Below are 25452 nucleotides of genomic sequence, written 5' to 3' on the forward strand. Positions count from 1 at the left end.
CCCCGGCGCCCGCCGGATTGATTCAAGAGGAAAGATAAATCCATGACCTATCAGAATTATTCGCTGAAGCAGCTTCAGCAGATCGACGCCGCGCATCATCTTCATCCGTTCACCGATCACAAGGAGCTGCGCGAGATCGGCTCGCGCATCATCACCCGCGCCGACGGGCCGTTCATTTACGATGCCGAAGGGACCGAGATCCTCGACGGCATGGCCGGCCTTTGGTGCGTCAATGTCGGCTATGGCCGCAATGAGCTGGCCGAGGCCGCCTATGCGCAGATGAAGGAGCTGCCCTACTACAATTCCTTCTTCAAATGCTCGACGCCGACGCCGGTGCTGTTGTCGAAGAAACTGGCGGAACTGGCGCCGAAGCATGTCAGCCAGGTGTTCTACGGCTCGTCCGGTTCGGAGGCCAACGACACGGCACTCAGGCTCGTGCGCCACTACTGGGCGCTCGAAGGCAAGCCGGAGAAGAACCGCGTCATCTCGCGCAAGATGGGCTATCACGGTTCGACCATTGCCGGCACCTCGCTCGGCGGCATGGAGCCGATGCACAAGCAACTCGGCGGCGCCGTTCCCAACATCGTCCATGTGATGATGCCCTATGCCTACGAGCTCGCACTGCCCGGCGAAAGCGACCATGATTTCGGCCTGCGCGCCGCCAAGGCCGTCGAGGACGCCATCCTCGAAGCCGGAGCCGACAAGGTGGCCGCCTTCATCGGCGAGCCGGTGATGGGCGCCGGCGGGGTCAAGATCCCGCCGATGAGCTACTGGCCTGAGGTGCAGCGCATCTGCCGCAAGTATGACGTGCTCCTGATGCTGGACGAGGTGATCACCGGCTATGGCCGCACCGGCGAATGGTTCGCGGCGCAGACTTTTGGCATCGAGCCCGACACCATCACCACGGCCAAGGCGCTGACCTCCGGCTACCAGCCGCTGTCAGCGCTGCTGGTTTGCGATCGCATCGCGGCGACGCTGGTCGAGAAGGGCGGCGAGTTCTACCACGGCTACACCTATTCCGGTCACCCTGTGGCGTGCGCCGTGGCGCTGAAGAACCTCGAGATCATCGAGCGCGAAGGCCTGGTCGAGCGGGTCAGGAACGACACCGGTCCCTATTTCGCCCAGGCGCTGCAGGAGCGCATCGCCGGGCACAATCTGGTCGGCGAGGTGCGCTCGATCGGGCTGATGGGGGCGATCGAGATCGTCAAGGACAAGGCGACCAAGGAACGCTTCCTGCCGTCTGGCAGTGCCGCCGTCGTCGTGCGTGACCATGCGATCGCGCAAGGCATGATGCTGCGCGCCACCGGCGACACGATGATCCTGTCGCCGCCGCTGATCTGGACGCGCGACACGGTCGATATGGCCTGCGAGCGCATCGCCAAGGCGCTCGATCTTGCGGAGGCCGACCTCCGCAAGCGCTGAGCCGCAAGTTTTGCCGGGCGCCCCAGAAACGGGGCGCTCGGCGCCCTCTGATCAAGTGCGAAACGCAAAAACCGCGCTCCAACGGGAACGCGGCTTTGCCAGATACGCATGGCGTTTCGCTACGAGCGTACTTGCGAAACTTACGGGCTCCGGTACGCGAGACCTGATCCGGAGCGCCGGGCGGATGCGATATGTCCGCCTCGCAGTCCGTTTTATAGGCACATCGTTACCGGCGGGTTATCGAGACCTTAAGCAAATCTAAATTTGCCGGTTTTCGGCAAAAAAATCTGCTAATAAGCCTTTCAAAGCAGGATGTTACGCCGGATCGCCGCGCAGGAAATTTATAATGCCGGAAAAATCGGCGCCGGCATTCCCCTGCGCGTTGAACAGCGCGTAGAGCTGCGTCGCCTCGGCACCGAGCGGCGTCACCGCGCCAGCACCTTGCGCTGCCTCCTGCGACAGCTTCAAGTCCTTCAGCATGAGGGCCGCGGCGAAGCCTGGCTTGTAGTCGCGGTTGGCGGGCGAGGCCGGCACCGGGCCAGGCACGGGGCAATATGTGGTGAGCGACCAGCATTGCCCCGACGAGGTAGAGGCGACGTCGAACAGCGCTTGGTGCGACAGCCCGAGCTTTTCCGCCAGCACGAAGGCTTCGGCGACGCCGATCATCGAGATGCCGAGGATCATGTTGTTGCAGATCTTGGCCGCCTGGCCGGCGCCGTCATCGCCGCAATGGACGATGCGGCCAGCCATCGGTTTGAGGATAGGCTCCGCCGCCGCGAAGGCGTCCTTCGAGCCGCCGGCCATGAAGGTCAGCGTGCCGGCGGTGGCGCCGCCGGTGCCGCCGGAGACCGGCGAGTCGATCGACAGCAGGCCGTGTTTGCTGGCGACGGCATGGGCCTTGCGGGCCGATTCGACATCGATGGTCGAGGAATCGATGAACAGCGCGCCCTTCTTCGCCTTGGGTGCGATGTCCCCGTAGACCGACAGCACATGCTTGCCGGCCGGCAGCATGGTGATGACGACGTCGGCGTCCTTAACCGCAGCGATTGCATTGGCCATCACGGTCACGCCGTGCTCTTTCGCAACAGCCAGGTTCTCGGGAACGAGATCGAAGCCCAGCACCGCATGCCCTGCCTTGACCAGGTTAGCGGCCATCGGATTGCCCATATTGCCGAGGCCGATGAAGGCGATGGTGGTCATGACGGCGCTCCGTGACTTGGGGTTAGGCAGTAGGCAGTAGGCAGTAGGCAGTAGGCAGTAGGCAGTAGGCAGGGCTATTCGGGCGCAAGTTTGCTTATGAGTTGGCGAAGCATTTTTCCGATGGCCTCGGATACTGACAGCAACTGATAGGCCTGATCACGCGTGGCTAGACCGACGCGTTCAGCGATCTGGAGGTGCGTCTCGAACTCTTTCAACGAACCTTGAGCAATCCTGAGAAATTGCTGATAAGAGCCTCTGTTGTCTCGTCCATAGCCTTCCGCGATGTTTGCGGGGATAGAGGTAGCCGAGCGGCGGATCTGGCTGGTCAACCCATACAATTCCTCTTTTGGCCGTGCCTTGGTTACGGAGTAGGTGGCGACGGCCAGATCCATCGCCTGCTGCCACACGATAAGATCCTTGTACGAATTGATCTTGCCGGTCATCGTTTTCTCTACTGCCTACTGCCTACTGCCTACTGCCTACTGCCTACTTCTTTACCGGCCGATCAGCGCGCGCGCGATGATGACGCGCATGATCTCGTTCGTGCCTTCGAGGATCTGGTGGACACGCAGATCGCGCACCAGCTTCTCGACGCCGTAATCGTGCAGATAGCCATAGCCGCCATGCAATTGCAGCGCTTCGTTGGCCACATTGAAGCCGACATCTGTGACGAAGCGCTTGGCCATCGCCGACCATTTGCCGGCATCCGGCGCCTTGCGGTCGAGCTTCGAGGCGGCGGCGTAGAGGAAAATGCGCGCCGCCTGCAATTCGGTCTCCATGTCGGCGAGCCTGAACTGCAGCGCCTGGAACTGGTTGATCTTCGAGCCGAAGGCCTTGCGCTCGGCTGTATAGGACAAAGCCTTGTCAAGCGCCGACTGCGCGCCGCCGAGCGAGCAGGCGGCGATGTTGAGACGGCCGCCATCGAGGCCGGCCATGGCGATGCCGAAGCCTGCGCCTTCCGTGGCAAGCAGGTTTTCGGCTGGCACCTTGCAATCCTCAAAGATGACCTGGCGGGTCGACTGCATGTGCCAGCCCATCTTGTGCTCGTTGGCGCCGAAGGAGAGACCGGGCGCGTCCTTAGGCACGACAAAGGTCGAGATGCCTTTCGGCCCGTCGACGCCGGTGCGCGCCATAACGACATAGATGTCGCTGTCGCCGGCGCCGGAGATGAACTGCTTGGCGCCGTTCAGCACATAGTCGCCGCCGTCTTTAACCGCGCGCGTCTTCAGCGCCGCGGCGTCCGAGCCGGAGCCGGGTTCGGTCAGGCAATAGCTCGCCAGCCAGTCCATCAAGGTCAGCTTCGGCAGGAAGCGTTGGCGCTGCTCCTCGCTGCCGAATCGGTCGATCATCGACGCGGCCATGTTGTGGATCGAGATGAACGAGGAGAAGGCCGGATCGGCGCGGGCGAGTGCCTCGAAGATCAGTACGGCGTCGAGCCTCCCGAGGGCCGAGCCGCCGACATCGTCGCGGACATAGATGCCGCCTAGGCCGAGCGGCCCCGTTTCGCGAATCACGTCGGCCGGGAAATGCTTCGCCCGGTCCCAGTCGAGCGCGTTCGGCGCGACACGGTCGGCGGCGAAGGCCTCGGCCATTTCCTGTATGGCGCGCTGCTCCTCGTTGAGTTCGAACTGGCTGGTGCTCGCATCGACCGCGGCGTCCATGGCGTGCTCCCTGTCGTTTTAGGCCTTCTGGCCTGTCGTTTTTGGCTTTGCGCGCCATTCAATCTAGACCAATGATGCCGCCGCGCAACCCGCCCGCGTACGCACCGGCTGTGCATGGATCGACCAACGGAGCATGGCGTGACGACGGTCTTCGATGAACTGCTCGACCGCTTCCAGGCCCATCTCAGGGCCGTGGATAGCGCTCTGGTTGGCGACGTCGTCGCCCGCATCGATTGGCACATGCCGGCGCGGCCGCTGCAGCCGCACCCGCTCGCCTGCCTGCGCCATCTCGACCGCATCGCCGAACTTTCACCGCCGGACATCCGGCCGCTTTCGCGGTTCGTGGCGGAGCATCGCGGCGATCTGCGCTGGGGCCAGACCTACAGCGTCTCGGATTTCGGACAGGCGTTCCTGGACAATTACGGCTGGCTGGAGGTTTTCGGCACGCGCGGCCATTTCGTCAATGACGAGATTGCGGCCGGCCTGTTGATCCTCGGGCCCGGGATCGTCTATCCCGACCACCATCACATTGCCGAGGAGATCTACATTCCGCTCACCGGCGGCACGGAATGGCACAAGGGCGAAAGCGGATTTCATGTTCGCGGGGCCGGCGAGGTGATCCACCATCCTTCGAACGTCAGCCATGCCATGCGAACGGGCCAGGAGCCGCTGCTCGCGCTCTACATCTGGCGTGGCGGGCCGCTGGCGCAGAAGTCGACCATCCCCGGCACCGTCGCGCAGGGCAGGGGCTGATGGCTGCCAGGGCGATCATGCTGCAAGGCACCGGCTCCGATGTCGGGAAAAGCGTGCTGGTTGCGGGGCTCTGCCGCGCGGCGAAGAAGCGCGGGCTGAAGGTGCGGCCGTTCAAGCCGCAGAACATGTCGAACAATGCCGCCGTCGCTGAGATTCCGGGCGACAACAAGGCCGGCGGCGGCGAGATCGGCCGCGCGCAATGGCTGCAGGCGATCGCCTGCGGCGTGACGCCGACCGTCCATATGAATCCGGTGCTGCTCAAGCCGCAGAGCGATGTCGGCTCGCAAGTGGTGGTGCAGGGCAAGGTGTTCGGCGAGGCGCGGGCGCGCGACTACCAGGCGATGAAAGGCCGGCTGATGGACGCCGTGCTGGATTCCTGGGCGAAGGTCGGCGAGGGCGCTGATCTTGTCATCGTCGAAGGCGCGGGCTCGCCGGCCGAGATCAATCTCAGGAGCCGCGACATCGCCAATATGGGGTTTGCGACACGCGCTGGGGTGCCGGTGGTGCTGGTCGGCGACATCGATCGCGGCGGCGTCATCGCTTCCGTCGCGGGCACGCATCTGATCCTGCCGGAAGAGGACCGGCGCATGATCGTCGGCTACCTCATCAACAAGTTCCGCGGCGATGTCTCGCTGTTCGAGGACGGTATCAAGTCGATCGAAAAGTTCACCGGCTGGCCTTGCTTCGGTGTCGTGCCGTGGCTGAAGGCGGCGGCGAGGTTGCCGTCGGAGGATTCGGTCGTGCTTGAGCGGCTGGCATCCGGCGAGAAGCGGGCGCTGAAAGTGGCGGTGCCTATGCTGTCGCGCATCGCCAATTTCGACGATCTCGACCCGCTGAAGGCTGAACCGCAGGTCGAGGTGGTGTTCGTGCCGCCCGGAAAGCCGCTACCCGCCGATGCCGGGCTGGTAATCATTCCCGGCTCGAAGTCGACGATCGGCGATCTCTTAAAATTCCGCGACAATGGCTGGGATCGCGATCTCCTTGCCCATCGCAAACGCGGCGGCCATGTCGTCGGCATCTGCGGTGGGTTCCAGATGCTCGGCCGCAAGGTCAGCGATCCAGCCGGCATAGAGGGCAGCGTCACCGAGGCTGAAGGGCTCGGCCTGCTCGACATCGAGACGGTGATGGAGCCGGAAAAGACGGTGCGCAACGTCAGCGCCCGCTCCGTGCAGTTCGACCTGCCGCTCGAGGGCTACGAGATCCATCTCGGCCGCACCACCGGTCCGGACATGGCGCGGCCATCCGCCATCATCAACGGCATCGATGACGGCGCCATCTCCGCCGACGGCAAGGTGGTCGGCACCTATCTGCACGGGCTGTTTTCCGCCGACGCCTTCCGGGCAAGGTTCCTGGAAAGCCTGGGCGTCAAGGGCGGCGGCATCGATTATCGCGCCAACGTCGAGCGGGCACTGGATGAGGTCGCGGCCGAGCTGGAGAGCCATCTCGACTGTGATGCGATTTTCGGGCTGGCGCGTTGATATTCAGGTGAGGCCGGCCTGCAACTGCCGCCTTCCTGCGCTGCGCTTCCGATGCTCACGTACTTTAAGTACGCTCCGCTTCGGTTCTCGGAAGTCGCCATTTTCGGCACGGCCTGATCTGAATCTCAACACGCCTCAGGCTGGCTCATGCCTTCTCACCAGCCTTCGGCCAATAGGTGCCGAAGGACCAGACATTGCCTTCGGGGTCGCCGCAGATGAATTCGCGGCTGCCATAGTCGCGGTCGGTGAGGTCCTGCAGGATCGTGGCGCCGGCCTTCTTTGCCCTGGCGCAGGCGGCGTCGGCGTCATCCACCGCGACATAGATCGACTTGCCGCCGCCGGAGCCTGGCGCGCCGACCATCTTGCCGTAATCGTCCTCGCGCGCGGTGCCCAGCATGATCATCGAGGCGCCGAAGACGAGTTCGGCGTGGTGCACGACATCGCCATCGCCATAACGGGCGCGGACAGTGAAGCCGAAGGCGTCGCAGAGCCAGTCGATCATCTTCGCGGCGTTCTTGTAACGCAGGGCAGGGTAGAGACGGGGTGCTTCGGTTGCGCTGGACATGACGGTCTCCTTCATGGGTTGCTCGATAACCCAGTCTCGGCGAAGGCCGCTCCGGCGTCTTGAAGAAATGTTACCTTGGCAGAGAAAGAGCCTACGCCGGCACGGCCAGCGCGGTCGGCGGTTCACCGGCAAACTGACGGAATTCGCGCGCCAGATGCGCCTGATCGGCATAGCCGCAATCGGCGGCGATGCCGGCCCAGTCACCGGCCTCCTGTCTCGACAGGCTGAGCGCGCGGTTGAAGCGTACGATGCGCGACAGCGTTTTCGGCCCGATGCCGATCGCGTCGGAAAATTTCGCCGCGAGATGCTTGCGGCTCCAGCCGAGCTCGTCGGCAAGCACCGAGATCCGCGTGCATCCGCCAGAACCGATGACTTCCCGGTAGGCCCAAGCGACCTCGGCCGACATCCGCTTCGCCTCTGCCAGGCGGCCGGCGACGAAGCCTTCGGCGATGGCGAAGCGCGCACTCCAATCCCTTGCCTCGCCAAGCCGTTCGCGCAGCGCAATGCCTTCGAGGCCGAGCACATCATCGATCCCGACCATGCGGTCGGTCAGTTCGCTCATCGGCAGGCCAAAGAAGCGGCGGGCGCCGAGCGGGGTGAAATTGATCTGCACGCAGCAGGCGCCGCCGAAGGATTCGATCACTACCGGGCCGGCATAGAGGCCGGCGGCAAAGCTGGCAAAGCGGTCATTGTCGCCGGGATCGCGCCCAAGCCCGATGGCGAAGGGTTCGGCGAAGCTGATGACCAGCGGCACGGTCAGCGAGGCATATTCGACGTTGCGGGAGCGGACTGGCAGCATCTCGCGATAGCCGCATATGTCGGTGATTGCGTCCGCAAGCCACGGGCCAGGCACTCGCCGCACCATCTCGAACCTTCCGGTTTCGGAAGGGTCCCGTTCATGATGGCGCTCTGTCTCAGTCGACATGGGCAATCCTCGCCCGCCAAATCTAGCAGACCACATCCCGAAATCAAAAGCGCCCGGCTTGTGGCCGGGCGCTTCGGTTACCTGAGATCTGAATGTGCTAGGCGCCGCGCATCATGCAGCCGGCGGCAAGCACGATGTAGCCGATGAGAACAATCCACACTGCGGCAAGAGGAATGAACGCAAGAACGCCAAGAGCGGCGAGAACGCCGATGATGGCGATGACAAGGGATATGATGAAAATAAGCTGAGTAGGCGCACTGAGATTCATGTGTGGCTCCTCCAACATGATTCGTACGCCGGCATTGTATCAGTGGGACCGTCACACACCAATGAGCAGGCGTAACGGGTTCGCCGGGTCGGCCAGAAGCTTCACCGCCAGGGCAACGCAGACGACAACCAGCAGCGGCTTGATCAGCCTCGCGCCGATGCGGATGGCAAGGCTGGCGCCGAGGCGCGCGCCGAGGAACTGGGCAACGCCCATCATCAGGCCGATCTTCCAATACACGACGCCGACGGCGGCGAAGACAGCGAAGCCGCCAATGTTGGAGGCGAAGTTGAGCAGCTTGGTGTGCGCGGTCGCCTTGAGCACGCCGTAGCCGGCAAGGCTGACGAAGGCCAGCATGTAGAAGGAGCCGGCACCAGGCCCGAACAGGCCGTCATAGAAGCCGACAAGAGGTGGAATGACCAGTCCGAACAGGAAGGACGACATGCGCTCGGCGCGGTCGACATCGTTCATGTTGGGTTTGAGCGCGAAATAGAGCGCGATGGCGATCAAAAGCACTGGCAGCAAGGCGCGTAGAAAATCACCGGGCACGATTGTAGCCAGCAAGGCGCCGACGGCGCTGCCGACCAGGGCCAGCAGTGCGGAAGGCAATTGCCGGCTAAGGTCGACTTGGCCGTTCGCGGCATAGTGGATGGTGGCCGAGCCGGAGCCGAACATGCCTTGCAGCTTGTTGGTGCCGAGCGCGGCGGTCGGCGAGAAGCCGGCCAGCAGAAGCGCGGGAATGGTGATCAGGCCGCCGCCGCCGGCTATCGAATCGACGAAGCCGGCAGCGAAGGCGGCGAAGGCAAGCACGGCAAAAGTGTGGACACTGAGATCGATCATCGACGTTGTGGGTCTTGCGGCGAGAGAATATGTGGGCTTCGACCACGGCCACCCCGTTTGCGCAAGACCGATTCCGCGCTACCTATCTCGGATGAATGCAAAGGGGAGGCCGAAGGCAATGGCATTGCTCGACCAGATACGCTCGATCTTCGATGGCGACCCCGGCGTGCGCAAGGTCGCTGACGATCCGGTTCTGTCGGCGGAACTGTTGATGCTGTTCCGCATGATCCTCGCCGACGGATCCGTCTCGGAGAGCGAGATGGTCGCCTTCCGGCGCATCTGCAAGGAGGCGTTCGGCATTCCCGAGACGAGCATCGACAGCGTCATCGAATATCTCAACGACTTCGGCTACGAGACCAACGGTTCGCAGGCCATCGCGCTGTTCCGTGACCTCGACGTCGAGCGGCGCAAGTTGCTCGCCCAACACATGGCCGAGATCGCCAAGGCCGATTCGAAGCTGGCCGAGAATGAGGTCAGGCTCCTGCGGCGCACGCTCGACCTGCTCGACATCAGCCCGGTCGACGTGGTGAAGCCGCAGGACTAGGCGGTTTCGATGGCAGCCGGTGAGCCTGGCTGCCTATCCTTGTTCCTGTAATTTCCGCGCGATCGCCCGGTGCAGATCGGGCGCGCCTCTTACCAGTGCCTTGGCCGCCTCGGACTGTGGACGATCGAGCACTGTGCCGGTCTGGCCGCGCTCCACGATCCTGCCTTCGTGCATGACCAGCACCTCGTCGGTGATGGCGCGGGCGACGGTCAGGTCATGAGTTATGAACAGGTAGGCGACGCCGAGCTTCTGGTTGAGCTCGGCGAACAGGTCGAGGATCTGGGCGCGGATCGAGACGTCGAGCGCCGAGACCGGCTCGTCGGCGACGACCAGCTTGGGGCGCGTGATGATGGCGCGCGCGATCGACAGGCGCTGCCGTTGGCCGCCCGAGAATTCATGCGGGTATTTGTCCATGTCGCGCGGCCCGAGGCCAACCTCGTGCAAGGCGTGCGCCACCATCTCGCGCCGCTCGGCATTCGTTGGTTTTTTGTCCAGCACATGCAGCGGTTCGGCGACCAGTTTCTCGACCTTCTGGCGCGGGTCGAAGGAGCCGTAGGGATCCTGGAACACGACCTGCATGTCACGCCGCGCCGGCTTCAGCTCCGCCTCACTCTTGCCGGTGATGGCCTCGCCGCGGAAGTGGATCGTTCCGGCAGTCGCTTTATCCAGCGCCAGGATCATGCGGGCGAGCGTGGACTTGCCGCAACCGGAACGCCCGACCAGCGCCACCGACTGGCCCGGCTCTATCGACAGCGAGACGTCGTTGACGGCGCGGATGGGGGCGGCACGCGCGAAGAGCGAAGCGCGTCGTCCCGGATAGTCGCGCGTCACGCCCTCGACCTGAAGCAGCGGCTTGGCCGAGCCGGCGACGTGGGTTCGGGGGCGGGCCGGCACATGCATGGAGGCCTGCGCCAGTTGGCGCGTGTAGGGATGGAGCTGCTCCGACAGCGTGCGCGCCGTGTCGCCGGTCTCCATCACCTCGCCGTGACGCAGGATGGTGATGTTGTCGGCCATCTCGGTCACCACGGCGAGGTCGTGCGAGATGAGCAGCAGGCCCATGCGGTTTTCCGCGACGAGGTCGCGCAGCAAATCGAGGATCTGCGCCTGCAGCACCACGTCGAGCGCCGTGGTCGGCTCGTCGGCGATCAGGAGCTTGGGCTTCAGCGCGCAGGCAATCGCGATGACGACGCGCTGGCGCTGGCCGCCGGACAGTTCGTGCGGGTAGCGCGACAGCGGGAATTTCGCCTCGGGCAGGCCGACGCGGTCGAGCATCTTGCGCGCCCGGTCCTCGGCCTCGGCGCGGCTCGCCTTTGTGTGCCAGCGAATGCCTTCCGCCACCTGCTCGCCGATGGTCTTCACTGGATTGAGCGCCGTCATCGGCTCCTGGAACACCATGCCGACGTCGTCGCCGCGCAGCGCGCACATCTGGTCCTCGCTTGCCGCGAGGACGTCGATGCCGTCGAAAGTGATGCGCCCGCTGGCACGCGCCGCGTAGGGCAGGAGCCGCATCACGGTGAGCGCCGTCATCGACTTGCCGGAACCAGACTCGCCGACCAGCCCCATCACCTCGCCGGTCGCCACGGCAAGCTCGACCCCCTTCAGGATCGGCGTGTCGCCGATCGCCAGCGACAGGTTCTCGATCTCGAGCAGGCTCATCGCTGCCGCCGCGATTTGGGGTCGAGGATGTCGGCGATGCCGTCGCCGAGCAAATTGAGGCCGAGCACGGTGATGACGATCGCCATGCCCGGAAAGATCGCCATCCACGGCGCCACCACCATGCGCGTCTGCGCGTCGAACAGCATGCGCCCCCAACTCGGCATCGGTGGCTGCGCGCCGAGGCCGACATAGGAAAGGCCGGCTTCGGCCAGGATGCCCAACGCGAACTGGATGGTGCCTTGCACAAGGAGCAGCGTCGCGATGTTGGGCAGGATGTGCTCGATGGTGATCAGCGTTGGCCCCTTGCCGGCGGCGCGCGCGGCGAGGATGAACTCGCGCGGCCAGATGGCGAGCGCGCCGGCGCGGGCGACGCGCGCGAACACCGGGATATTGAAGATGCCGATGGCGATGATGGCGTTGATTGCGCCGGGTCCGAAAATGGCGGTTATCATGATCGCCGAAAGCAGGGCCGGGAAGGCGAAGACGAGGTCGTTCAGCCGCATCAGCGCCTCGTCGGCGAGGCCGCCGCGCGCAGCGGCAAAGGCGCCGAGCGGCACACCGACACCCATGCCGATGCCGACGGCGACCAGCGCCACGGCGATCGAGTTGCGGGCGCCGACCATGATCATCGACAGGATATCGCGGCCGAAATGGTCGGTGCCGAACCAGTGCGCCGATGAGGGCGCCAGCGTCTTGTCCGATATCACCAGCCTGGTGACTTCGTAGGGCGTCCAGGCATAGGAGAGGATCGCCACCGCCGCCACAAGTGCCGTGATGGCGAAACCGATGAGGAAGGATCGGTTGCGAAACGCCTTGGCCAGGAGGCTGGCCAAGGTCTCTTCGGGGATGTCGACATGCAGCGTCATTGCCGGCTTCTCAGGCGCGGATCGACGACCGCGTAGGAGAGGTCGACCAGGAGGTTGACGGCGATGACAGCGGCGACCAGCAGCATGACGACGCTTTCGACGACGATCAGGTCGCGCTGGGTGATGGCCTGGAACACCAGCCGTCCGAGGCCGGGCAGGTAGAACACATTTTCGATGATGATGGTGCCGGCGAGCAGGAAGGCGAATTGCAGGCCGAGAATGGTGAGCACCGGGATCATGGCGTTGCGCAGCGCGTGCCGCCACAGCACGGCGCGGTAGGGCATGCCCTTGGCGCGGGCGGTGCGGATATAGTCCTCGTTCAGCACCTCGATCAGCGCCGAGCGAGCGACGCGGGCAAGGATCGCGGCTTGCGGCAGCGCAAGGGCGACCGCTGGCAAAAGCAACGATTTCAGTGCCGGCCAGGCGCCGGCGCCCCAGCCGGGAAAGCCGCCGGCCGGCACCAGTCGCAGCCAGACGGCGAAGAGATAGATCAGCATCAGCGCGAACCAGAAGTTCGGCACGGCGACGCCAAGCTGGGCGGCGCCCATGGCGATAGTGTCGCCGGCTCGTCCGCGCCGGCTGGCGGAAAACAGGCCGACAGGAATGGCGATGGCGGTGGAGAGCGCCAACGCGATCAGCGCCAGCGGCAGCGAAACGACGACGCGTTCGCGCACGAGATCGATGACCGGCACCGAATAAGTGTAGGAGCGGCCGAAATCGAGGCTGAGCAACCCGCCCGCCCAATGCAGGTAGCGCAGGGCCAATGGCGCGTTGAGCCCCATCTGGTTGCGCAGCACCTCGACCTGTTCGGCGCTGGCGTTCATGCCCAGCATCAGTCGCGCGGGGTCGCCGGGAATGATCTCCAGCACCGCGAACACCACCATCGAGGCCAACACCAGCGTGGCGGCGGCGATGATCAGGCGCTTCAGGAGATAGGCACTCATCGGCACAACCTGCCGGAAAACCAACGGCCCCGGAAGCGGCTTTCGCCACCGGGGCTGTGCATTTCCGCCGGGATCAATCCGACCACTTCACCTTGGTCAGGTCGTTGGCCTGGATCGGCGCGTTCTCCCACAGGCCTTGCAGCTTGGCGTCCCAGACGCCGACTTTCGGCAGTTCGTAAAGGAAGCCGACCACGGCTTCGTCGGCGAGGATCTTTTGCGCCTGGCCGAGCAGTTCCTTGCGCTTGGCCTCGTCGGAGGTGAGGTTGAGGTCGGCGATGACCTTGTCGAAGGCCGGGTTGTCGTAATTGAAGTAGTAGTCCTTGCGCGAATAGATATCGATGTCGTTCGGCTCGGTGTGGGAGACGATGGTGAGGTCGTAGTCCTTCTTGGTGAAGACCTGGTCCAGCCACTGCGCCCATTCGACCGGGATGATCTCGAGATCGATGCCGACGTCGCGCAGCTCCGAGGCGATGATCTCGCCGCCAAGCCGTGCGTAGGAAGGCGGCGGCAGCTTCAGCGTCGCCTTGAAGCCGTTCTCGAGGCCGGCTTGCTTGAGCAGTTCCTTGGCCTTGGCGACATCATGCGGGTAGCGGCCGGTGAGGTCGACATAGTCCTTGTTGGCGGGTGACATGTGCGAGCCGATAGGCTGGCCGAGGCCGGCCGAGGCGCCGTCGATGATCGCCTTGCGGTCGAGCGCGTAGGAGATCGCCTGCCGGACCTCGAGCTTGTCAAAGGGCGGCTTCTTGTTGTTGATCGACAGGATGGTCTCACCCTCGGTCGAGCCGATCACCACATGGAAGCGCGGGTCGTCCTTGACCTGGGCGACGCTGTCCGGATCGAAGAAGGGGAAGGCCTGGATGTCGCCGGAAAGCAGCGCCGGCACGGCCGCCGCCGCATCGGGGACGATGCGGAACTCGGCCTTGTCGAGGGAGACGGGCGCGCCCCAGTAGCTGTCCGATTTCACCAGCGTGATCGACGAGCCCTTGACCCAGCCCTGGAACTTGAACGGGCCGGTGCCGATCGGCTTTTCCTTATTGGTGTCGGCCGATTTCGGCGAGACGATCACCGCGTCGCCCCAGCCCATATTGTAGAGGAAGGAGCCTTGCGGGTTCTTCAACGTCACCTTCACCGTCGCCGGATCGACGACGTCGACCTTATCGATCGCCGCGAACAGGCCCTTCTGCGCGTTGACCGAATTGTCGGCGCGGGCACGGTCGAGCGAGAACTTCACGTCGTCGGCGCTGAAATCGGCGCCGTCATGGAATTTGACGCCGGTGTGCAGCTTGAAGGTGTAGACCTTGCCGTCGTCGGAAATGCTCCAGCTTTCGGCGAGGTCGGGCAGCACCTCGCCGTTCGGACCGATGCGGGTCAGGCCCTCGAACACATTGGCGTAGAGCACCTCGTCGATCGCCGCGGCAGCACCCGCGGTCGGGTCGAGATGCGGGGGTTCGAGCGGAATGCCGATGACGAGGTCGGTCCTTGCGGCGAACGCCGAGGTGGCGGTGACGAGTGTCAGAGCCGCGGCGGCGAGAATGGTCTTCCACAATTTCATCGGGCAACTCCCCTTTGCTCAAACCGGGTGGATAGAAGCGTGATTTCGAGGTCGAGTAAATTGCGTTTCGTGCTGTCGGGCAGCGCCAGGCGGAATGTTTTTCCAGAAACAGGCGGGTTCGCCGGCCGGCGCTTGCCCCCTCGCGCCGGGATCAGCCAGCGACGGTGCCCCTCAGCAGCACGTTGAGGCCGATCGCCATCACCTTGGCCGATTCGACCATGTCGGTGATGCCGACCCATTCGTCGGGCCGGTGAGCGAGGTCGAGGATGCCGGGGCCATAGGCGATGCAGTCATAGATGTGGCCGATGCGGGCCACGTGCTTCTGGTCGTAGGTGCCAGGCGAAATCACATAGTCCGGCTCGCGGTCGAAGATCGCCATGATGCCTTGCGCCACGGCCTTGACCACGGGGGCGTCGCGTTCGGTCATCAGCGGCAGCACCTCCATCAGGTCGCGGATCTCGTAGTCGAACTTTTTCCGCTCGCGCTTCAGTCGCTCCAGGATGCCGGTCACCTCGCTCTTGACCGTGGCGAGGTCCTCTTCGAGCAGGAAGCGGCGGTCGATGGTGAGCCGGCACGAATCGGGCACGTTGGGCGAGGGCAGGCCGGGGCGGAAATCCTCGGTCTGGCCGCCATGGATGGAATTGATGTTCATGGTCGAGCGCTTGGCGCCTTCGGGCACCACCGGCATGCGCGTCACCTTGCGATCCAGCGCCGGGAACAATTCATCCTCGAAAGCCTGCAGCACGGCGCCCATGTGGCGTACGGCATTGTCGCCGAGGAACGGCATCGAGCCATGCGCGATCTCGCCCTTGGTCTCGATCTCGGCCCACCAGACGCCGCGGTGGCCGAGGCAGATGCGGTCCTTGTTCAGCGGTTCCGGAATGATGACGTGGTCGACTTTCGGCTTCGAGAAATAGCCGAGCCTGGCCAGATGGGCGACACCGCCGAAGCCGCCGGACTCTTCGTCCACCGTGCCCGAAATCTCGATGGCGCCCGGGAAGTCCGGAAACACCTCCATGAACGCCTCGGCGGCGATGATCGAAGCGGCCAGCCCGCCCTTCATGTCGCAGGCGCCGCGGCCGTAGACCCTGCCGTCCTTCACCACGCCGGCGAACGGATCGACGGTCCAGCCTTCGCCGGCCTCGACCACGTCGATATGCGAGTTGAAATGCACGCAGGCGCCGGGCGAGCGGCCGTCGAAGCGGGCGACGACGTTGACGCGCGGGTAGCGGTCGGTGTCGCCGGGCGTGCCCTCGGCACGGATGAACTCGGTTTCGAAGCCGAGTCTGCGCAGGCGCTCACCGACATATTCGGCGCAGGGGCGATAGGCCTCGCCTGGCGGATTGATGGTCGGGAAGCGGATCAGGTCCGCGGTCAGCGCAACGAGATCGTCGATCCGCGCATCGACGGCCTTAAGGAGTCGTTCGGTCATCTGTGAAGTTGAGCAACGAACAAGGCGATTTGGCAAGCACGATGGTGAAGCCGTTGAAATTACGTGTCACGACGGCAACTATGGCGGGAAAATCGTTCAAATTCGCTGCTTTGGATTGGCGAATTCATCAAGGAGTGTGTGTTACTTCATTCACCTGCCGTTAAAAAGATGAAAAACCGCGTGATGGCAGGCAAGGGGCAATCAAAGGGGTTTGATCGCATGAAAAAGACCGTTCTCATGGCAGCGGTTCTGGCAACGACACTGTTCGGCGCGTCGATTGAAAGCAAGGCCGCCGCGCTGGTGGCCAATATCGACGTGTCGTCGCAGACAATGACCGTCAGCAAATACGGCCAGGTGCTTTATCGCTGGAGCGTTTCCACCGCCCGCAAAGGTTACTTCACGCCGCGCGGCAGCTACCGTCCGCAATGGACGGCGCGGATGTGGTATTCGCGCAAGTACGAGATGTCGCCGATGCCCTATTCGGTGTTCTTCCGTGGCGGCTACGCCATCCACGGCACCGGCGCGGTGAAGTATCTCGGGCGCCCGGCTTCGCATGGTTGCGTGCGCCTGCACACCGCCAACGCCGCGACTTTCTATTCGATGGTGCGCGAAGCCGGCTACGGCAACACGCGCATCGTTGTCACCGACTGAGCGTACGCGATCGCGCCTTTCCGCGCCAAAGATGTTGCAGCAATGCTGCACTGCAACCGGAACTCGCATCGTTGCACGGTTTCCGGCGCTGGCATTGCTTGCGCAAATCCCTGGCGATGGTAGGTCTGGCAACGTTACTTTTTGATGCTTGGGGATTACAATGTATCGACTTGTTTTGAGCGCGGCGATTGCCGCAACCACTACTTCTGCCTTTGCGGCCGACGCGCCCGTCGTCCTGGATCAGGAACTCGCGCAGCCGCATATCTCCGGATACGGCGAAGTGTATCTTGGCGGCCTCTATTTCGCGACCCCCGGGGACGACGCTGACGGCACGACGGCGGGCGCCGCCGCTCGGGTCAACTTCCCGATCGACGCCCGCTGGAATATCCAGACCGACGCGGTGATCGACTCGCTTTGGGTCGAGGGCACGAACATCTACAGCTACGGCGGCGCCATCCATGGCTACTGGCGCGATCCGAGCGCCTATGCGCTCGGCGGTTTTGCTACGATCACGGGATATGGCGGCGAAGATTTCGGCGGTGTCGACCTATACTCCTTCTCGGTCGGCCCTGAAGCTCAGGCCTATTTCGGCAACGTGACCGTCTACGGACAAGTCTACTACGGCCAGTTGCGGGCCTCCGGTGAATCCGAGCATCTCGATAATTGGGGTGGTCGCGGCGTGGTGCGCTACTTCGCCCAGGACGACCTTCGTTTCGACGGCGAACTTGGCTTCGCGAGACTTTCGGCGAACGGCGCACACTTCGACACCGTCTCGGCGGCACTGCAGGCCACCTACCGGTTCACCGGCACGCCGTGGTCCGTCTTCGGACGCTACCAGCTGGATCACCTGACTTTCTCCGAAGCTTCGGGCAGCGTGAACATCCACAAATATGTGATCGGCCTGCGGGCCAGCTTCGGCTCGGACACGCTACTGTCGGAGGACCGCAACGGCGCCACCATGGATACGTACCGGTCGAATTTTAGCGTGCCGTTCCTCTAGGACCTGTTCCCCGGGTCAGGTAGGCAAGAGCTACATCAAGGCCGCGAAGATCAGTCTTCGCGGCTTTTCTCCACATAGAGGGCCTTAGTCCTCGATCTCCAGAAAACCTTCAGGCAGTGCAGACCGCGCGGGGGAAACCGCCCCGGGTGCCGGGGTGGCGTTGTGCGACGCTCAGATGGCCTCTTGCGCCCGCCCACGCCGGCTGCGCCGCCGGCCGCTCATCTCCCAGCGCTTGTGGAACCACATCCACTGGCCGGGATCCTCGCGCACCCAGCGTTCGACCACATCGGCGAGGAGTTGGGTGGTGGCGTGGACGTCGACGCTGCCGCCTTCGGTGCGCGGCAAGGTCAGCTTGTCCTCGATATCGAGGCGGAAACGGTTGCCCGGCAACCTGACGCAGCGGGCCGGATAGACGTCGCAATCGTAGTGGCGGGCCAGCATGCCCACCACCGGGTTGCTCTGGCACGGGCGACCAAAGAAGTTCGTCTCCAGTCCGCTGGAGAATTTCTGGTCGACGAGCACGCCGATATTGCCGCCGTTCTCAAGGATGGCGGCAAGCGCGAACGACGCGCCGGTCGAGGACGGCAGCAGTCCCCCCATGGTCGAGCGGCGCGTCGAGTGGATGTAGTCGGCGAGATAGGGGTTGTTGGGCGGGCGAAACAGCGCGGTGATGCTCATGCCGAACGTGGCGGCGGCCACCGGCAGCAATTCGAAATTGCCGAGATGGCCAGTGAACAGGATATGCGGTTTCTTCTCGCCGGCGATCTCGACGAAATGCTCCACGCCGCGAACCTCGACCCGGCCGGGCTTGGTCGCTTTCGGGTCATAGTCGAAGAGCGCGTCGAGGAAGATGTACTCGGCCGCGAGGCGGGCCATGTTGCCCCACATGTCGAGCGCGATGGCCTCGATCTCGGCGTCGCTCTTTTCGGGATAGGCCAGGCGCAGATTGTTGACCGCAACCCGGTGGCGTCCGACCCGCGGTCCGATGCGCCGGGCGACGCGGTCGGCAAAGTTGAGCGCCCGGTCAGGCGGCAGGCGGCGCAGCAGCGAGATCATCGCCATGGCCAGGCGAGCCACCAGCCAATGCTCCATCTGGCGCAGCCGCCGGCCGTAGCGGAACATGAAGTCCCGGCGGGCTTTCTTGAGCACCTTGCCGACCATTTGCCCTAAACGCGCAGAATGATCTTGCCGAACACGTCGCGGCCTTCCATGCGCTTCAGCGCCGCGTCGATGTCGTCGAAGCCGACCTCGGTGTCGATGACGGGAGCGACGAGGCCGGCCGCCATCTTCTGCATGGCATCGGCCATGTTCTCCATGCGGCAGCCGAAGGAGCCGAGTAGCTTCAGCTGCTGCTGGAAGAGCTGCATCAGATTGACCTGCGTCGAGACGCCGGAGGTGGAGCCGCAGGTGACCAGGCGGCCGCCGCGCTTCAGGCACAGCATCGAGCCGGCGAAGGTGTCGGCGCCGACATGCTCGAAGACGACGTCGACGCCCTTCTTCTTGGTCAGCTTGCGCACGACGCCTTCGAAACGGTCCTCGCGGTAGTTGATGACATGGTCGGCGCCGAGCGCCTTGGCCCTGTCGATCTTGTCGTTCGAACCGACCGTGGTGATCACGGTGCAACCCATCTTCTTGGCGAGCTGGATCGCGGCGGTGCCGATGCCGGAGCCGCCGGCATGGACGAGGATCGTCTCGCCGGGCTCGAGTTTCGCATTGTCGAACAGCATGTGCTCGACCGTGCCGAAGGTGACCGGTGCGACCGCCGCGCCGATTTCGGACACGCCGGGCGGAGCGGGCACCAGGAGGCGGGCCGGCAGGTTGATCTTCTCCTGCGCGAAGCCGTCGAGATGGAAGCCATGGACGCCGGAGACGTGCTCGCAGAGATTGTCTCGGCCTTCGCGGCAGGCGCGGCAAAGGCCGCAGGTGCGCGCGCCATAGATCGACACGAGCTGACCAGGCAGGAGGTTGGAGACGCCGGGGCCGACAGCCTCGACTTCGCCCGACGCCTCTGCGCCGACGACCAGCGGCAGCTTGCGCTTGGCGAAGGCCATGCCGCGCCAGCCCCAGACGTCGATATGGTTGAGCGCCACCGCCTTGATGCGCAGCGTCACTTCGCCGAGCGATGGCGGCGGGGGAGGCGGCAGGTCCACCGTTTCAAGACGGCGGTCCTCGATAAGTTGCAATGCGCGCATGGGGCCTGTCAGTTCAGTCTGGCTGAAAAAGGTCGCTTAGACCGGTTCCCGCGCCATGACAAGGCAGGTGTTCTGGCCGCCGAAGCCGAAAGAGTTCGACAAAACGGTGCCGACCTCGGCGTTCCGCTTCTTGTTTGGCACCACGTCGAGCACGATCGCCGGATCGGGATTGTCGTAGTTGATGGTCGGCGGGATGACGCTTTCGCGCATCGTCATCAGCGAGAAAGCGGCTTCGACCGCGCCGGCGGCCGACAGTGTGTGACCGATCATCGACTTGTTCGACGAGATCGGCATCGATCCGATACGCTCTCCGAAGACGGTCGACAGCGACAGATGCTCCATCTTGTCGTTTTCGGGCGTCGAGGTGCCGTGGGCGTTGACGTAGTCGATCTCGTCCTCGCTCAGGCCGGCGTCGGCAAGGGCGGCGCGCACCGCGGCGATCGCTGGCGAGCCGTCCGGCTTGGAGCGGGTACGATGGAAATCGTCGGCCTTTTCGCCGCAGCCGCGCATGATTCCGAGGATGGTGGCGCCGCGGGCAAGCGCCGCTTCGAGCGATTCCAGCACCAGCGCGCCGGAGCCTTCGGCCAAGACGAAACCGTCGCGGTCCTTGGAGAAGGGTTTTGACGCCTTTTCCGGGATGTCGTTGTGGGTGGAGAGCGCCGACAGCAGCGAGAAGCGGATCAGCGCCTCGGCGGTCGCCGAGCCATCGGCGCCGATCGACAGCGCCTTGTCGCATTCGCCGCGGCGGATCGCCTCGACGCCAAGCTGGATGGCGGTGGCGCCCGACGCGCAGGCGGTCGACAACGTGATCGGCAGGCCGCGCGTGCCGAAGCGGTCGGCCAGCCGGTCGGCGATCGAGCCGAACTGGGTGGTCTCGAAGATGTCGAGCTCCTTCAGCGCCCGCGCCACCCGCAGCAGCCTTTCGGCGCCGGCGTCCTTTTTGTCGGAATTGTAGAGCGAGAAACGGTCGGCCCAGTCGAGCTCGACCGGCGGCGAGGCAAGGAAGAGCGGGCCGGCGAAATCGCCGCTGGCGAGGCCGGCTTCCGCCACCGCTTCCTGCGCCGCGGTCTCGGCAAGCTCGTAGGTGAGGAGGCTGGCGCCCTTCGAGCTCGACGGCAGGAAGTCGACCATGCCGGAAATGCGGGTGTTCAGATGATCGACCGGAAAACGGGTGATCGGATGGATGCCGGATTTGCCGGACGTGAGCGCTGCCCAATTGTCGGCCTTGCCGACGCCAAGCGACGTCACCACGCCGATGCCGGTGACGGCGACGATCGGCCTGCCCATGTGGTCGTTCAGATTGGCCATGATTTATCCCTGGTGGTCACTCAGGCCGCCTTGATCAGCCCCATGCCCTCGAATTGGTGATAGCCGATCGCCGTTGCAAGGACGGTCGCGGGAATGCCGGCAAACGGCTTCTCGGTCGCGGCATCGAAGGCGGGATAGGCGGCCTTGCGATCGACGGCCAGCGCCGCCAGCGCCACGGCGAAGGGGAATTGCGCTTCCTTCATATGGCCGGTCAGCGTCGAGAAGGCACGTGCCGCGATCGCCGGATTGGCGTCGAACGCTGCTTTCTCGGCGGTGGTGGCGGCATGGGCGCCGGAAGCGCCCGAGATCGCCAGCAACTCGCCCTTCGGCAGCGCGGTCTGTTCAAGCAAGGCCGCAATCTCGGCATCGAGCCCGCCATTGCGCCGTCTGGCGCGACCGGACACGATGGGGCCAAGCTCGGCGTAGATCCTGCGGCCGCGGCTTGCCGCGTGCTCGCGCTGCTCCAGCACCAGGAAGGCACCGCCGGAGCCCGTCACCACGCCGCCGCCTTCGCCGCCCTGCCTTTGCCAGACCGGTTTCCAGGCGCCACGATGCAGGTAGCCGGCCAGCTCATAGCCGAGCAGCATGTCGGAATGTTCGGTCTGGAAGGCGCCGCCGACCAGCACATGCGTCGACTGTCCCGAGCGGATGCGCGCGGCGGCCGTCTCGACGGCGGCGACGCCGGCCCCTTCCTCGCCCATGAAGGTGCGCGAGGAACCGGTGACCTTGTGGACGATCGAAATGTTGCCGGCGAGCAGATTGGACAACTGGGCAAGGAACAGAGTCGGCCGCAATTCGGTGGTCAGCTTCTCGTTGAGCAGCACGTCGCGGTCGTTGCGGCTTTCGGAAGCGGCGAGGATCGCGGCATCGACCGCCTCGTCGCGCTCGCCGCCGCCGGCCGCCACCACCATGTCCATGGTCGCGCAGAGCTCGTCATTGCCCTTGATGCCGGCATCGTCCAGCGCCAGGCCCGCGGCATAGGTGCCCAGCCGCTGCCAGGTCTCCATTTGCCGCTGGTCGCCGCGCTTGGCGATCTGCAGGTTCCAGTCGATCTCCGGCAGCGGATGGATGGTGTAGGGGGCAAAGCGCGCGGCATCGAGCACCGGCTCAAGGCCGGGCTGGGCAAGCTTCTGCCAATGCGCGTCCGGACCCTCGCCCAGCGAGGAGACAAGGCCGATACCGGTGATGACGACGTCGTGGGAACTCATGGGCGGCTGTTTTGGGTCAGCGGGCAGGGCGCGTCAAGGGCGCACCCGAACCGCCTCAGGCGTTCTTGGCCGCGACCAGCGCGTCGATCTTGGCGCACAGGTTCCTCATGACGAAGTAATCGTCGGTCGAGGCCTTGCCGTCATTGACCTCCTGCGTCCACTTCTCCAGCGGCACCTTGATGCCGAATTCCTTGTCGATGGCAAAGACGATGTCGAGGAAATCGAGGCTGTCGATGCCGAGATCGTCGATCGTGTGGCTTTCGGGGGTGATCGTCTCGATATCGATCTCGCTGGTGTCGGCAATGATCTTGGCGACTTTGTCGAACGTGGTGGACAAGGGCTCTTCCTTCGGTTGCGGGCGGAATCTGTCCGCATCTTGTTTGGGCGCTGTCTAATCGGTTTTTCCGGGCAGGAAAAGGCCTGATAAGCCCGCTGCAGATGGGATGCCTGCCTTGCAACCGCAAGAAGGGCCGCCGGATGGCCGGCGGCCCTTCCCATTTGACGTAACGTCAGTCCTTGTTTTGATGCATGTCGTGGTCCCAAAACCGGAACCACTTTTGGGCGACATGCATCATCAACCTTCGCGGAGCTTGACCAGGTCGTTGAGCAGCCCGCCCGTTCCGTTGTGGACGGTCAGCCGCTCGACCTTGCCGGCGATGGTTTCCAGAGCCTCGAGCTCCTTTAGCCGCAGCATCACCGGGTTCTCGGCCATCACCCTGGCCGTGTTGAGAAGCGAACGCGTCGCGTTCGTCTCCTCGCGCCGGCGGATGACGTTGGCCTCGGCCTGCTTCTCGGCCGAAACCACCTGGTTGAGGATCTCGCGCATCTCGCCCGGCAGGATGACATCCTTGAGCGCGATATCGCTGACCTCGAGGCCGATCGCGGCCATGTCGTCGCGGACCTTGGCCGCCGCCTCCTCGTCGACCGTCACCTTCTTTTCGAGGATCTGATCGAGCGTGAGCACGCCAAGCGTCTTGCGGAACGCGTACTGCAGGGCGCGGTAGAGGGCTTCCGAGAAGTCCTTCACCGCGCTCACCGCCTTGACCGGATCGACGACCCGGTATTCGGCGGCGATGTTGACGCGGATCGTCACGCGATCCTTGGTCAGCACTTCCTGCCCGGCGACGTCGAGCGACTGGCGCTTGAGGTCGACGACCTTGATCTGCACCATGCGCCCGACATTCCAGAAGCCGTGCACGCCCGCGGCAAGCGTCCGCGCCAGCGCTCCATCGACGAAGAGCAGCCCAGCCTGGCCGTCGACCACCGGGTGAACGGACATCAGTTCCGTCTTCCGGGCCTGGCCGAGCCGGCGCATCAGCGCCGGATCGATCGCCAGGTCGGCCGATGTGTCGACCAGCGTCACCTTCCACGGTCCGGCATCCGTCCACAGCACGAGCTTGCGGTCTGGCGCCAGCATGGCATGGAGGTTGCCGTCACGCTCGATGACGGCGACATCCGTGCGCCCGGTGCGAACGACGGTGAAATGACGCGCGGCCACATCCGGGAGCTTGTCGAACAGCGCCTTCTCGTAGGCCGAAACGAATTCCGGGTTCTTCAGATCGTGCCGGGACACTTCAAGGCTTCCGCGCCGGTTGGCGAGCCAATGCTCACCCGGCATCAGGACAGCCTTGATCTCCCCCTTGTAGAGGGTGACGGCCCGTTCGTTTTCCTTAACAAGGACGCGCTCGCGCCCAAGAACCTTATCGAGAATGGTCATTGTCTTACTCCTGTCGGGCATGGCCCCATGCGAGGCGTCAACTCATGCGTCGATCGTCCTTTTCGTTTCTCGTTTCTCTTCACGCCCCGGGTACGAATGATCCGGAGACCGGTGGCATCTGCGCACAGCGGACCTTCGGGAGCGGATCGCGAGGCAGCGAAGCGGGCGCCGGAGGCCTTGGCCTCCCTTGCCGGCGACGCTGCGCCTTGATCATCACCGCGGGCCTGGCCGCGAGCCGATGGCGTCGGACCTTTCGATACGGCCTTGGCCCGAAGGCTTCGGCCGTCCGTCAGCTCTTCCGCATTCCGGTCCCCGGACCGTATTGGATAACACCACCTAAAGGTGTCGGCTTATCAGGCCGTTGGAGAAGGAATCGAACCTTCGACAGTCAGATGCGAAATCTGATGCTCTAACCAAACTGAGCTATCCGTGTCGTGGGTGTGGGAATTGAACCCTGCCTCCGGACCCAAATCCGGCGCTCTCCATGAGCTACACCCGCAAGTCCCAACACTCCGAAACGGCGCCGTACACAGGGCGGCAAAGCCGTCTGCGCGGGCGGAGGCAAAAGCTCCAGCCGTTGTGCTCGCTTCGGTTTTCGTGACCGGGAGCGCGCCTATAGACCCTGCGACGGGTTGTCGCAAGCGGTATTGTCCCGGAGAAATTGCGGCTTCTTTCGATGGTGGCATTTCGGCAACAGCTGCAACCAAGATCGCAGCCGTCAGAACGTGACGCGGCCAAGCACCCTGAGCCCGTCGCCCTGTGGTTCGACGACCACGGCTTCGCCTTCGCGCGGCGCTACCCCGGTCAGCGCCACGATGTTTTCCAGATGGGTGACCAGGACGAGATTGTCGGAGCCGGAGTAGCCGCGGATTTCCTTCAGCGTCGCGACGAGCTGCGCGGCCTTCTCCGCCGGATCGGTCTTCAGGAGGTCGAGCGGCGCGAAGGCCTCCGGTTCGGCCTCGAAGGCGATGCGGGCGGTGTCGAGACAGCGGCAGTAGCGGCTGGAGAGCACGCGCTCGATGGGGGCGGCGCGGGCGGCGAACAGGGCGCCGATCCGGCTTGCCTGCTGCTGGCCGCGCGCCGACAGGTTGAGCTGGGTCGGGCATTTGGCGATGTCGAAATTGGCCGGATCGGCAGCGCCGGTGACCATGGCATGACGCAGCAGCACGATATGGCCGCCGTCGCGCAACAGTGCCCAGCCCGCATCTGTCGCATGCGCCGCGGCTGGGGCGACGAGCAGCATCAGCGCCAGCAGAAATCGAACCATCGGCCA

25 protein-coding genes and 1 tRNA gene are annotated in these 25452 nt (G+C 64.4%); 6 read left to right on the plus strand and 20 right to left on the minus strand.

What is annotated here, in order from left to right; genetic code table 11:
* Positions 1-42 precede the first annotated feature (42 nt).
* Positions 43-1422 carry an aspartate aminotransferase family protein gene (locus tag JG743_RS14505; protein WP_202301531.1) on the plus strand — a complete coding sequence of 460 codons (1380 nt, stop codon included), beginning with the start codon at positions 43-45 and terminating at the stop codon, positions 1420-1422.
* A gap of 315 nt (positions 1423-1737) precedes the next feature.
* On the opposite strand, the gene mmsB is transcribed toward JG743_RS14505, so the two are convergent.
* The 3 genes from mmsB to JG743_RS14520 form a co-directional block, all read right to left on the minus strand.
* On the minus strand, positions 1738-2622 hold the full coding sequence (gene mmsB, locus JG743_RS14510; protein WP_202301542.1) for a 3-hydroxyisobutyrate dehydrogenase: 885 nt from the start codon (positions 2620-2622) through the stop codon (positions 1738-1740).
* Between the two features lie 74 nt (positions 2623-2696).
* Complete coding sequence (locus JG743_RS14515; protein ID WP_202301544.1) at positions 2697-3065, minus strand: four helix bundle protein; 369 nt, start codon at positions 3063-3065, stop codon at positions 2697-2699.
* Between the two features lie 51 nt (positions 3066-3116).
* Entirely contained in the window at positions 3117-4283 is a 1167-nt protein-coding gene (locus JG743_RS14520; protein WP_202301546.1) for an isobutyryl-CoA dehydrogenase, read from the minus strand.
* A 138-nt stretch (positions 4284-4421) separates the two neighbouring features.
* On the opposite strand from JG743_RS14520, the gene JG743_RS14525 reads away from it, so the two are divergent.
* Together JG743_RS14525 and JG743_RS14530 are read left to right on the plus strand one after the other, a co-directional pair.
* Entirely contained in the window at positions 4422-5036 is a 615-nt protein-coding gene (locus JG743_RS14525) for a dimethylsulfonioproprionate lyase family protein (RefSeq protein ID WP_202301548.1), read from the plus strand.
* Complete coding sequence (locus tag JG743_RS14530) at positions 5036-6514, plus strand: cobyric acid synthase (RefSeq protein WP_202301550.1); 1479 nt, start codon at positions 5036-5038, stop codon at positions 6512-6514. The genes JG743_RS14525 and JG743_RS14530 overlap by 1 nt, the downstream gene beginning before the upstream one ends.
* 145 nt (positions 6515-6659) lie before the next feature.
* Here JG743_RS14530 and JG743_RS14535 read toward each other — a convergent pair whose 3' ends face one another.
* The 4 genes from JG743_RS14535 to JG743_RS14550 form a co-directional block, all read right to left on the minus strand.
* Positions 6660-7079, minus strand: a complete 420-nt coding sequence (locus JG743_RS14535) for a VOC family protein (protein ID WP_202301553.1) — start codon at positions 7077-7079, stop codon at positions 6660-6662.
* A gap of 91 nt (positions 7080-7170) precedes the next feature.
* Positions 7171-8004 (minus strand): helix-turn-helix domain-containing protein, encoded by an 834-nt coding sequence (locus JG743_RS14540; RefSeq protein ID WP_202301554.1) that lies wholly within the window; start codon positions 8002-8004, stop codon positions 7171-7173.
* Between the two features lie 97 nt (positions 8005-8101).
* Positions 8102-8272, minus strand: a complete 171-nt coding sequence (locus JG743_RS14545; protein ID WP_126054125.1) for a hypothetical protein — start codon at positions 8270-8272, stop codon at positions 8102-8104.
* 51 nt (positions 8273-8323) lie between these two features.
* Positions 8324-9109 (minus strand): TSUP family transporter, encoded by a 786-nt coding sequence (locus tag JG743_RS14550; RefSeq protein WP_202301558.1) that lies wholly within the window; start codon positions 9107-9109, stop codon positions 8324-8326.
* Between the two features lie 118 nt (positions 9110-9227).
* On the opposite strand from JG743_RS14550, the gene JG743_RS14555 reads away from it, so the two are divergent.
* Positions 9228-9653 (plus strand): TerB family tellurite resistance protein, encoded by a 426-nt coding sequence (locus tag JG743_RS14555; protein ID WP_202301572.1) that lies wholly within the window; start codon positions 9228-9230, stop codon positions 9651-9653.
* Between the two features lie 33 nt (positions 9654-9686).
* On the opposite strand, the gene JG743_RS14560 is transcribed toward JG743_RS14555, so the two are convergent.
* From JG743_RS14560 to JG743_RS14580, 5 genes are all read right to left on the minus strand, one after another.
* Entirely contained in the window at positions 9687-11309 is a 1623-nt protein-coding gene (locus JG743_RS14560; protein WP_202301574.1) for an ABC transporter ATP-binding protein, read from the minus strand.
* Positions 11306-12175 carry an ABC transporter permease gene (locus JG743_RS14565; protein WP_202301576.1) on the minus strand — a complete coding sequence of 290 codons (870 nt, stop codon included), beginning with the start codon at positions 12173-12175 and terminating at the stop codon, positions 11306-11308. The genes JG743_RS14560 and JG743_RS14565 overlap by 4 nt, the downstream gene beginning before the upstream one ends.
* Positions 12172-13119 carry an ABC transporter permease gene (locus tag JG743_RS14570; protein WP_202301578.1) on the minus strand — a complete coding sequence of 316 codons (948 nt, stop codon included), beginning with the start codon at positions 13117-13119 and terminating at the stop codon, positions 12172-12174. Before JG743_RS14570 ends, JG743_RS14565 begins: the two co-directional genes overlap by 4 nt.
* A gap of 73 nt (positions 13120-13192) precedes the next feature.
* Positions 13193-14671 carry an ABC transporter substrate-binding protein gene (locus tag JG743_RS14575; protein WP_202301580.1) on the minus strand — a complete coding sequence of 493 codons (1479 nt, stop codon included), beginning with the start codon at positions 14669-14671 and terminating at the stop codon, positions 13193-13195.
* 151 nt (positions 14672-14822) lie between these two features.
* Positions 14823-16103: an acetylornithine deacetylase/succinyl-diaminopimelate desuccinylase family protein gene (locus tag JG743_RS14580; protein WP_202301582.1), complete on the minus strand. Its 1281-nt coding sequence runs from the start codon at positions 16101-16103 to the stop codon at positions 14823-14825.
* A gap of 219 nt (positions 16104-16322) precedes the next feature.
* Here JG743_RS14580 and JG743_RS14585 point away from each other — a divergent pair, with 219 nt between their 5' ends.
* Together JG743_RS14585 and JG743_RS14590 are read left to right on the plus strand one after the other, a co-directional pair.
* Positions 16323-16754 carry a L,D-transpeptidase gene (locus JG743_RS14585; RefSeq protein WP_202302619.1) on the plus strand — a complete coding sequence of 144 codons (432 nt, stop codon included), beginning with the start codon at positions 16323-16325 and terminating at the stop codon, positions 16752-16754.
* 175 nt (positions 16755-16929) lie between these two features.
* Positions 16930-17754, plus strand: coding sequence for a hypothetical protein (locus tag JG743_RS14590; RefSeq protein ID WP_202301584.1), 825 nt, complete (start codon positions 16930-16932; stop codon positions 17752-17754).
* Between the two features lie 171 nt (positions 17755-17925).
* Here JG743_RS14590 and JG743_RS14595 read toward each other — a convergent pair whose 3' ends face one another.
* The 8 genes from JG743_RS14595 to JG743_RS14630 all read right to left on the minus strand — a co-directional run bounded on the left by JG743_RS14595 (position 17926) and on the right by JG743_RS14630 (position 25446).
* On the minus strand, positions 17926-18915 hold the full coding sequence (locus tag JG743_RS14595) for a lipid A biosynthesis lauroyl acyltransferase (protein ID WP_202301586.1): 990 nt from the start codon (positions 18913-18915) through the stop codon (positions 17926-17928).
* Between the two features lie 5 nt (positions 18916-18920).
* Positions 18921-19946: a zinc-binding dehydrogenase gene (locus JG743_RS14600; RefSeq protein ID WP_202301588.1), complete on the minus strand. Its 1026-nt coding sequence runs from the start codon at positions 19944-19946 to the stop codon at positions 18921-18923.
* Positions 19947-19982: 36 nt separating this feature from the next.
* The gene (locus JG743_RS14605) at positions 19983-21254 is read right to left on the minus strand and encodes a beta-ketoacyl-ACP synthase (RefSeq protein WP_202301590.1); all 1272 of its coding nucleotides are present in this window, start codon (positions 21252-21254) and stop codon (positions 19983-19985) included.
* Between the two features lie 20 nt (positions 21255-21274).
* Complete coding sequence (locus JG743_RS14610; RefSeq protein ID WP_202301592.1) at positions 21275-22462, minus strand: beta-ketoacyl-ACP synthase; 1188 nt, start codon at positions 22460-22462, stop codon at positions 21275-21277.
* Positions 22463-22517: 55 nt separating this feature from the next.
* Positions 22518-22799 (minus strand): acyl carrier protein, encoded by a 282-nt coding sequence (locus tag JG743_RS14615; RefSeq protein ID WP_202301594.1) that lies wholly within the window; start codon positions 22797-22799, stop codon positions 22518-22520.
* Positions 22800-23036: 237 nt separating this feature from the next.
* Entirely contained in the window at positions 23037-24179 is a 1143-nt protein-coding gene (locus JG743_RS14620) for a slipin family protein (protein WP_202301596.1), read from the minus strand.
* 361 nt (positions 24180-24540) lie between these two features.
* Positions 24541-24608: transfer RNA gene (locus JG743_RS14625), tRNA-Arg, on the minus strand.
* A 289-nt stretch (positions 24609-24897) separates the two neighbouring features.
* Positions 24898-25446 carry a histidine phosphatase family protein gene (locus JG743_RS14630; RefSeq protein WP_202301598.1) on the minus strand — a complete coding sequence of 183 codons (549 nt, stop codon included), beginning with the start codon at positions 25444-25446 and terminating at the stop codon, positions 24898-24900.
* Positions 25447-25452: the final 6 nt, after the last annotated feature.

The organism is Mesorhizobium sp. 131-2-1 (genome assembly GCF_016756535.1).
In the GTDB taxonomy this organism is placed as follows: domain Bacteria; phylum Pseudomonadota; class Alphaproteobacteria; order Rhizobiales; family Rhizobiaceae; genus Mesorhizobium.

Bases quoted from the DNA above. Each gene is read 5' to 3' on its own strand.
- JG743_RS14535 (WP_202301553.1), bottom strand. From the start codon at position 7,079: ATGTCCAGCGCAACCGAAGCACCCCGTCTCTACCCTGCCCTGCGTTAC.
- JG743_RS14545 (WP_126054125.1), bottom strand. From the start codon at position 8,272: ATGAATCTCAGTGCGCCTACTCAGCTTATTTTCATCATATCCCTTGTC.
- JG743_RS14600 (WP_202301588.1), bottom strand. From the start codon at position 19,946: ATGCGCGCATTGCAACTTATCGAGGACCGCCGTCTTGAAACGGTGGAC.
- JG743_RS14520 (WP_202301546.1), bottom strand. From the start codon at position 4,283: ATGGACGCCGCGGTCGATGCGAGCACCAGCCAGTTCGAACTCAACGAG.
- JG743_RS14555 (WP_202301572.1), top strand. From the start codon at position 9,228: ATGGCATTGCTCGACCAGATACGCTCGATCTTCGATGGCGACCCCGGC.
- JG743_RS14565 (WP_202301576.1), bottom strand. From the start codon at position 12,175: ATGACGCTGCATGTCGACATCCCCGAAGAGACCTTGGCCAGCCTCCTG.
- JG743_RS14575 (WP_202301580.1), bottom strand. From the start codon at position 14,671: ATGAAATTGTGGAAGACCATTCTCGCCGCCGCGGCTCTGACACTCGTC.
- JG743_RS14605 (WP_202301590.1), bottom strand. From the start codon at position 21,254: ATGGCCAATCTGAACGACCACATGGGCAGGCCGATCGTCGCCGTCACC.
- JG743_RS14585 (WP_202302619.1), top strand. From the start codon at position 16,323: ATGAAAAAGACCGTTCTCATGGCAGCGGTTCTGGCAACGACACTGTTC.
- JG743_RS14595 (WP_202301586.1), bottom strand. From the start codon at position 18,915: ATGGTCGGCAAGGTGCTCAAGAAAGCCCGCCGGGACTTCATGTTCCGC.
- JG743_RS14570 (WP_202301578.1), bottom strand. From the start codon at position 13,119: ATGAGTGCCTATCTCCTGAAGCGCCTGATCATCGCCGCCGCCACGCTG.
- JG743_RS14560 (WP_202301574.1), bottom strand. From the start codon at position 11,309: ATGAGCCTGCTCGAGATCGAGAACCTGTCGCTGGCGATCGGCGACACG.
- JG743_RS14620 (WP_202301596.1), bottom strand. From the start codon at position 24,179: ATGACCATTCTCGATAAGGTTCTTGGGCGCGAGCGCGTCCTTGTTAAG.
- JG743_RS14540 (WP_202301554.1), bottom strand. From the start codon at position 8,004: ATGTCGACTGAGACAGAGCGCCATCATGAACGGGACCCTTCCGAAACC.
- JG743_RS14610 (WP_202301592.1), bottom strand. From the start codon at position 22,462: ATGAGTTCCCACGACGTCGTCATCACCGGTATCGGCCTTGTCTCCTCG.
- mmsB (WP_202301542.1), bottom strand. From the start codon at position 2,622: ATGACCACCATCGCCTTCATCGGCCTCGGCAATATGGGCAATCCGATG.
- JG743_RS14505 (WP_202301531.1), top strand. From the start codon at position 43: ATGACCTATCAGAATTATTCGCTGAAGCAGCTTCAGCAGATCGACGCC.
- JG743_RS14580 (WP_202301582.1), bottom strand. From the start codon at position 16,103: ATGACCGAACGACTCCTTAAGGCCGTCGATGCGCGGATCGACGATCTC.
- JG743_RS14550 (WP_202301558.1), bottom strand. From the start codon at position 9,109: ATGATCGATCTCAGTGTCCACACTTTTGCCGTGCTTGCCTTCGCCGCC.
- JG743_RS14630 (WP_202301598.1), bottom strand. From the start codon at position 25,446: ATGGTTCGATTTCTGCTGGCGCTGATGCTGCTCGTCGCCCCAGCCGCG.
- JG743_RS14515 (WP_202301544.1), bottom strand. From the start codon at position 3,065: ATGACCGGCAAGATCAATTCGTACAAGGATCTTATCGTGTGGCAGCAG.
- JG743_RS14530 (WP_202301550.1), top strand. From the start codon at position 5,036: ATGGCTGCCAGGGCGATCATGCTGCAAGGCACCGGCTCCGATGTCGGG.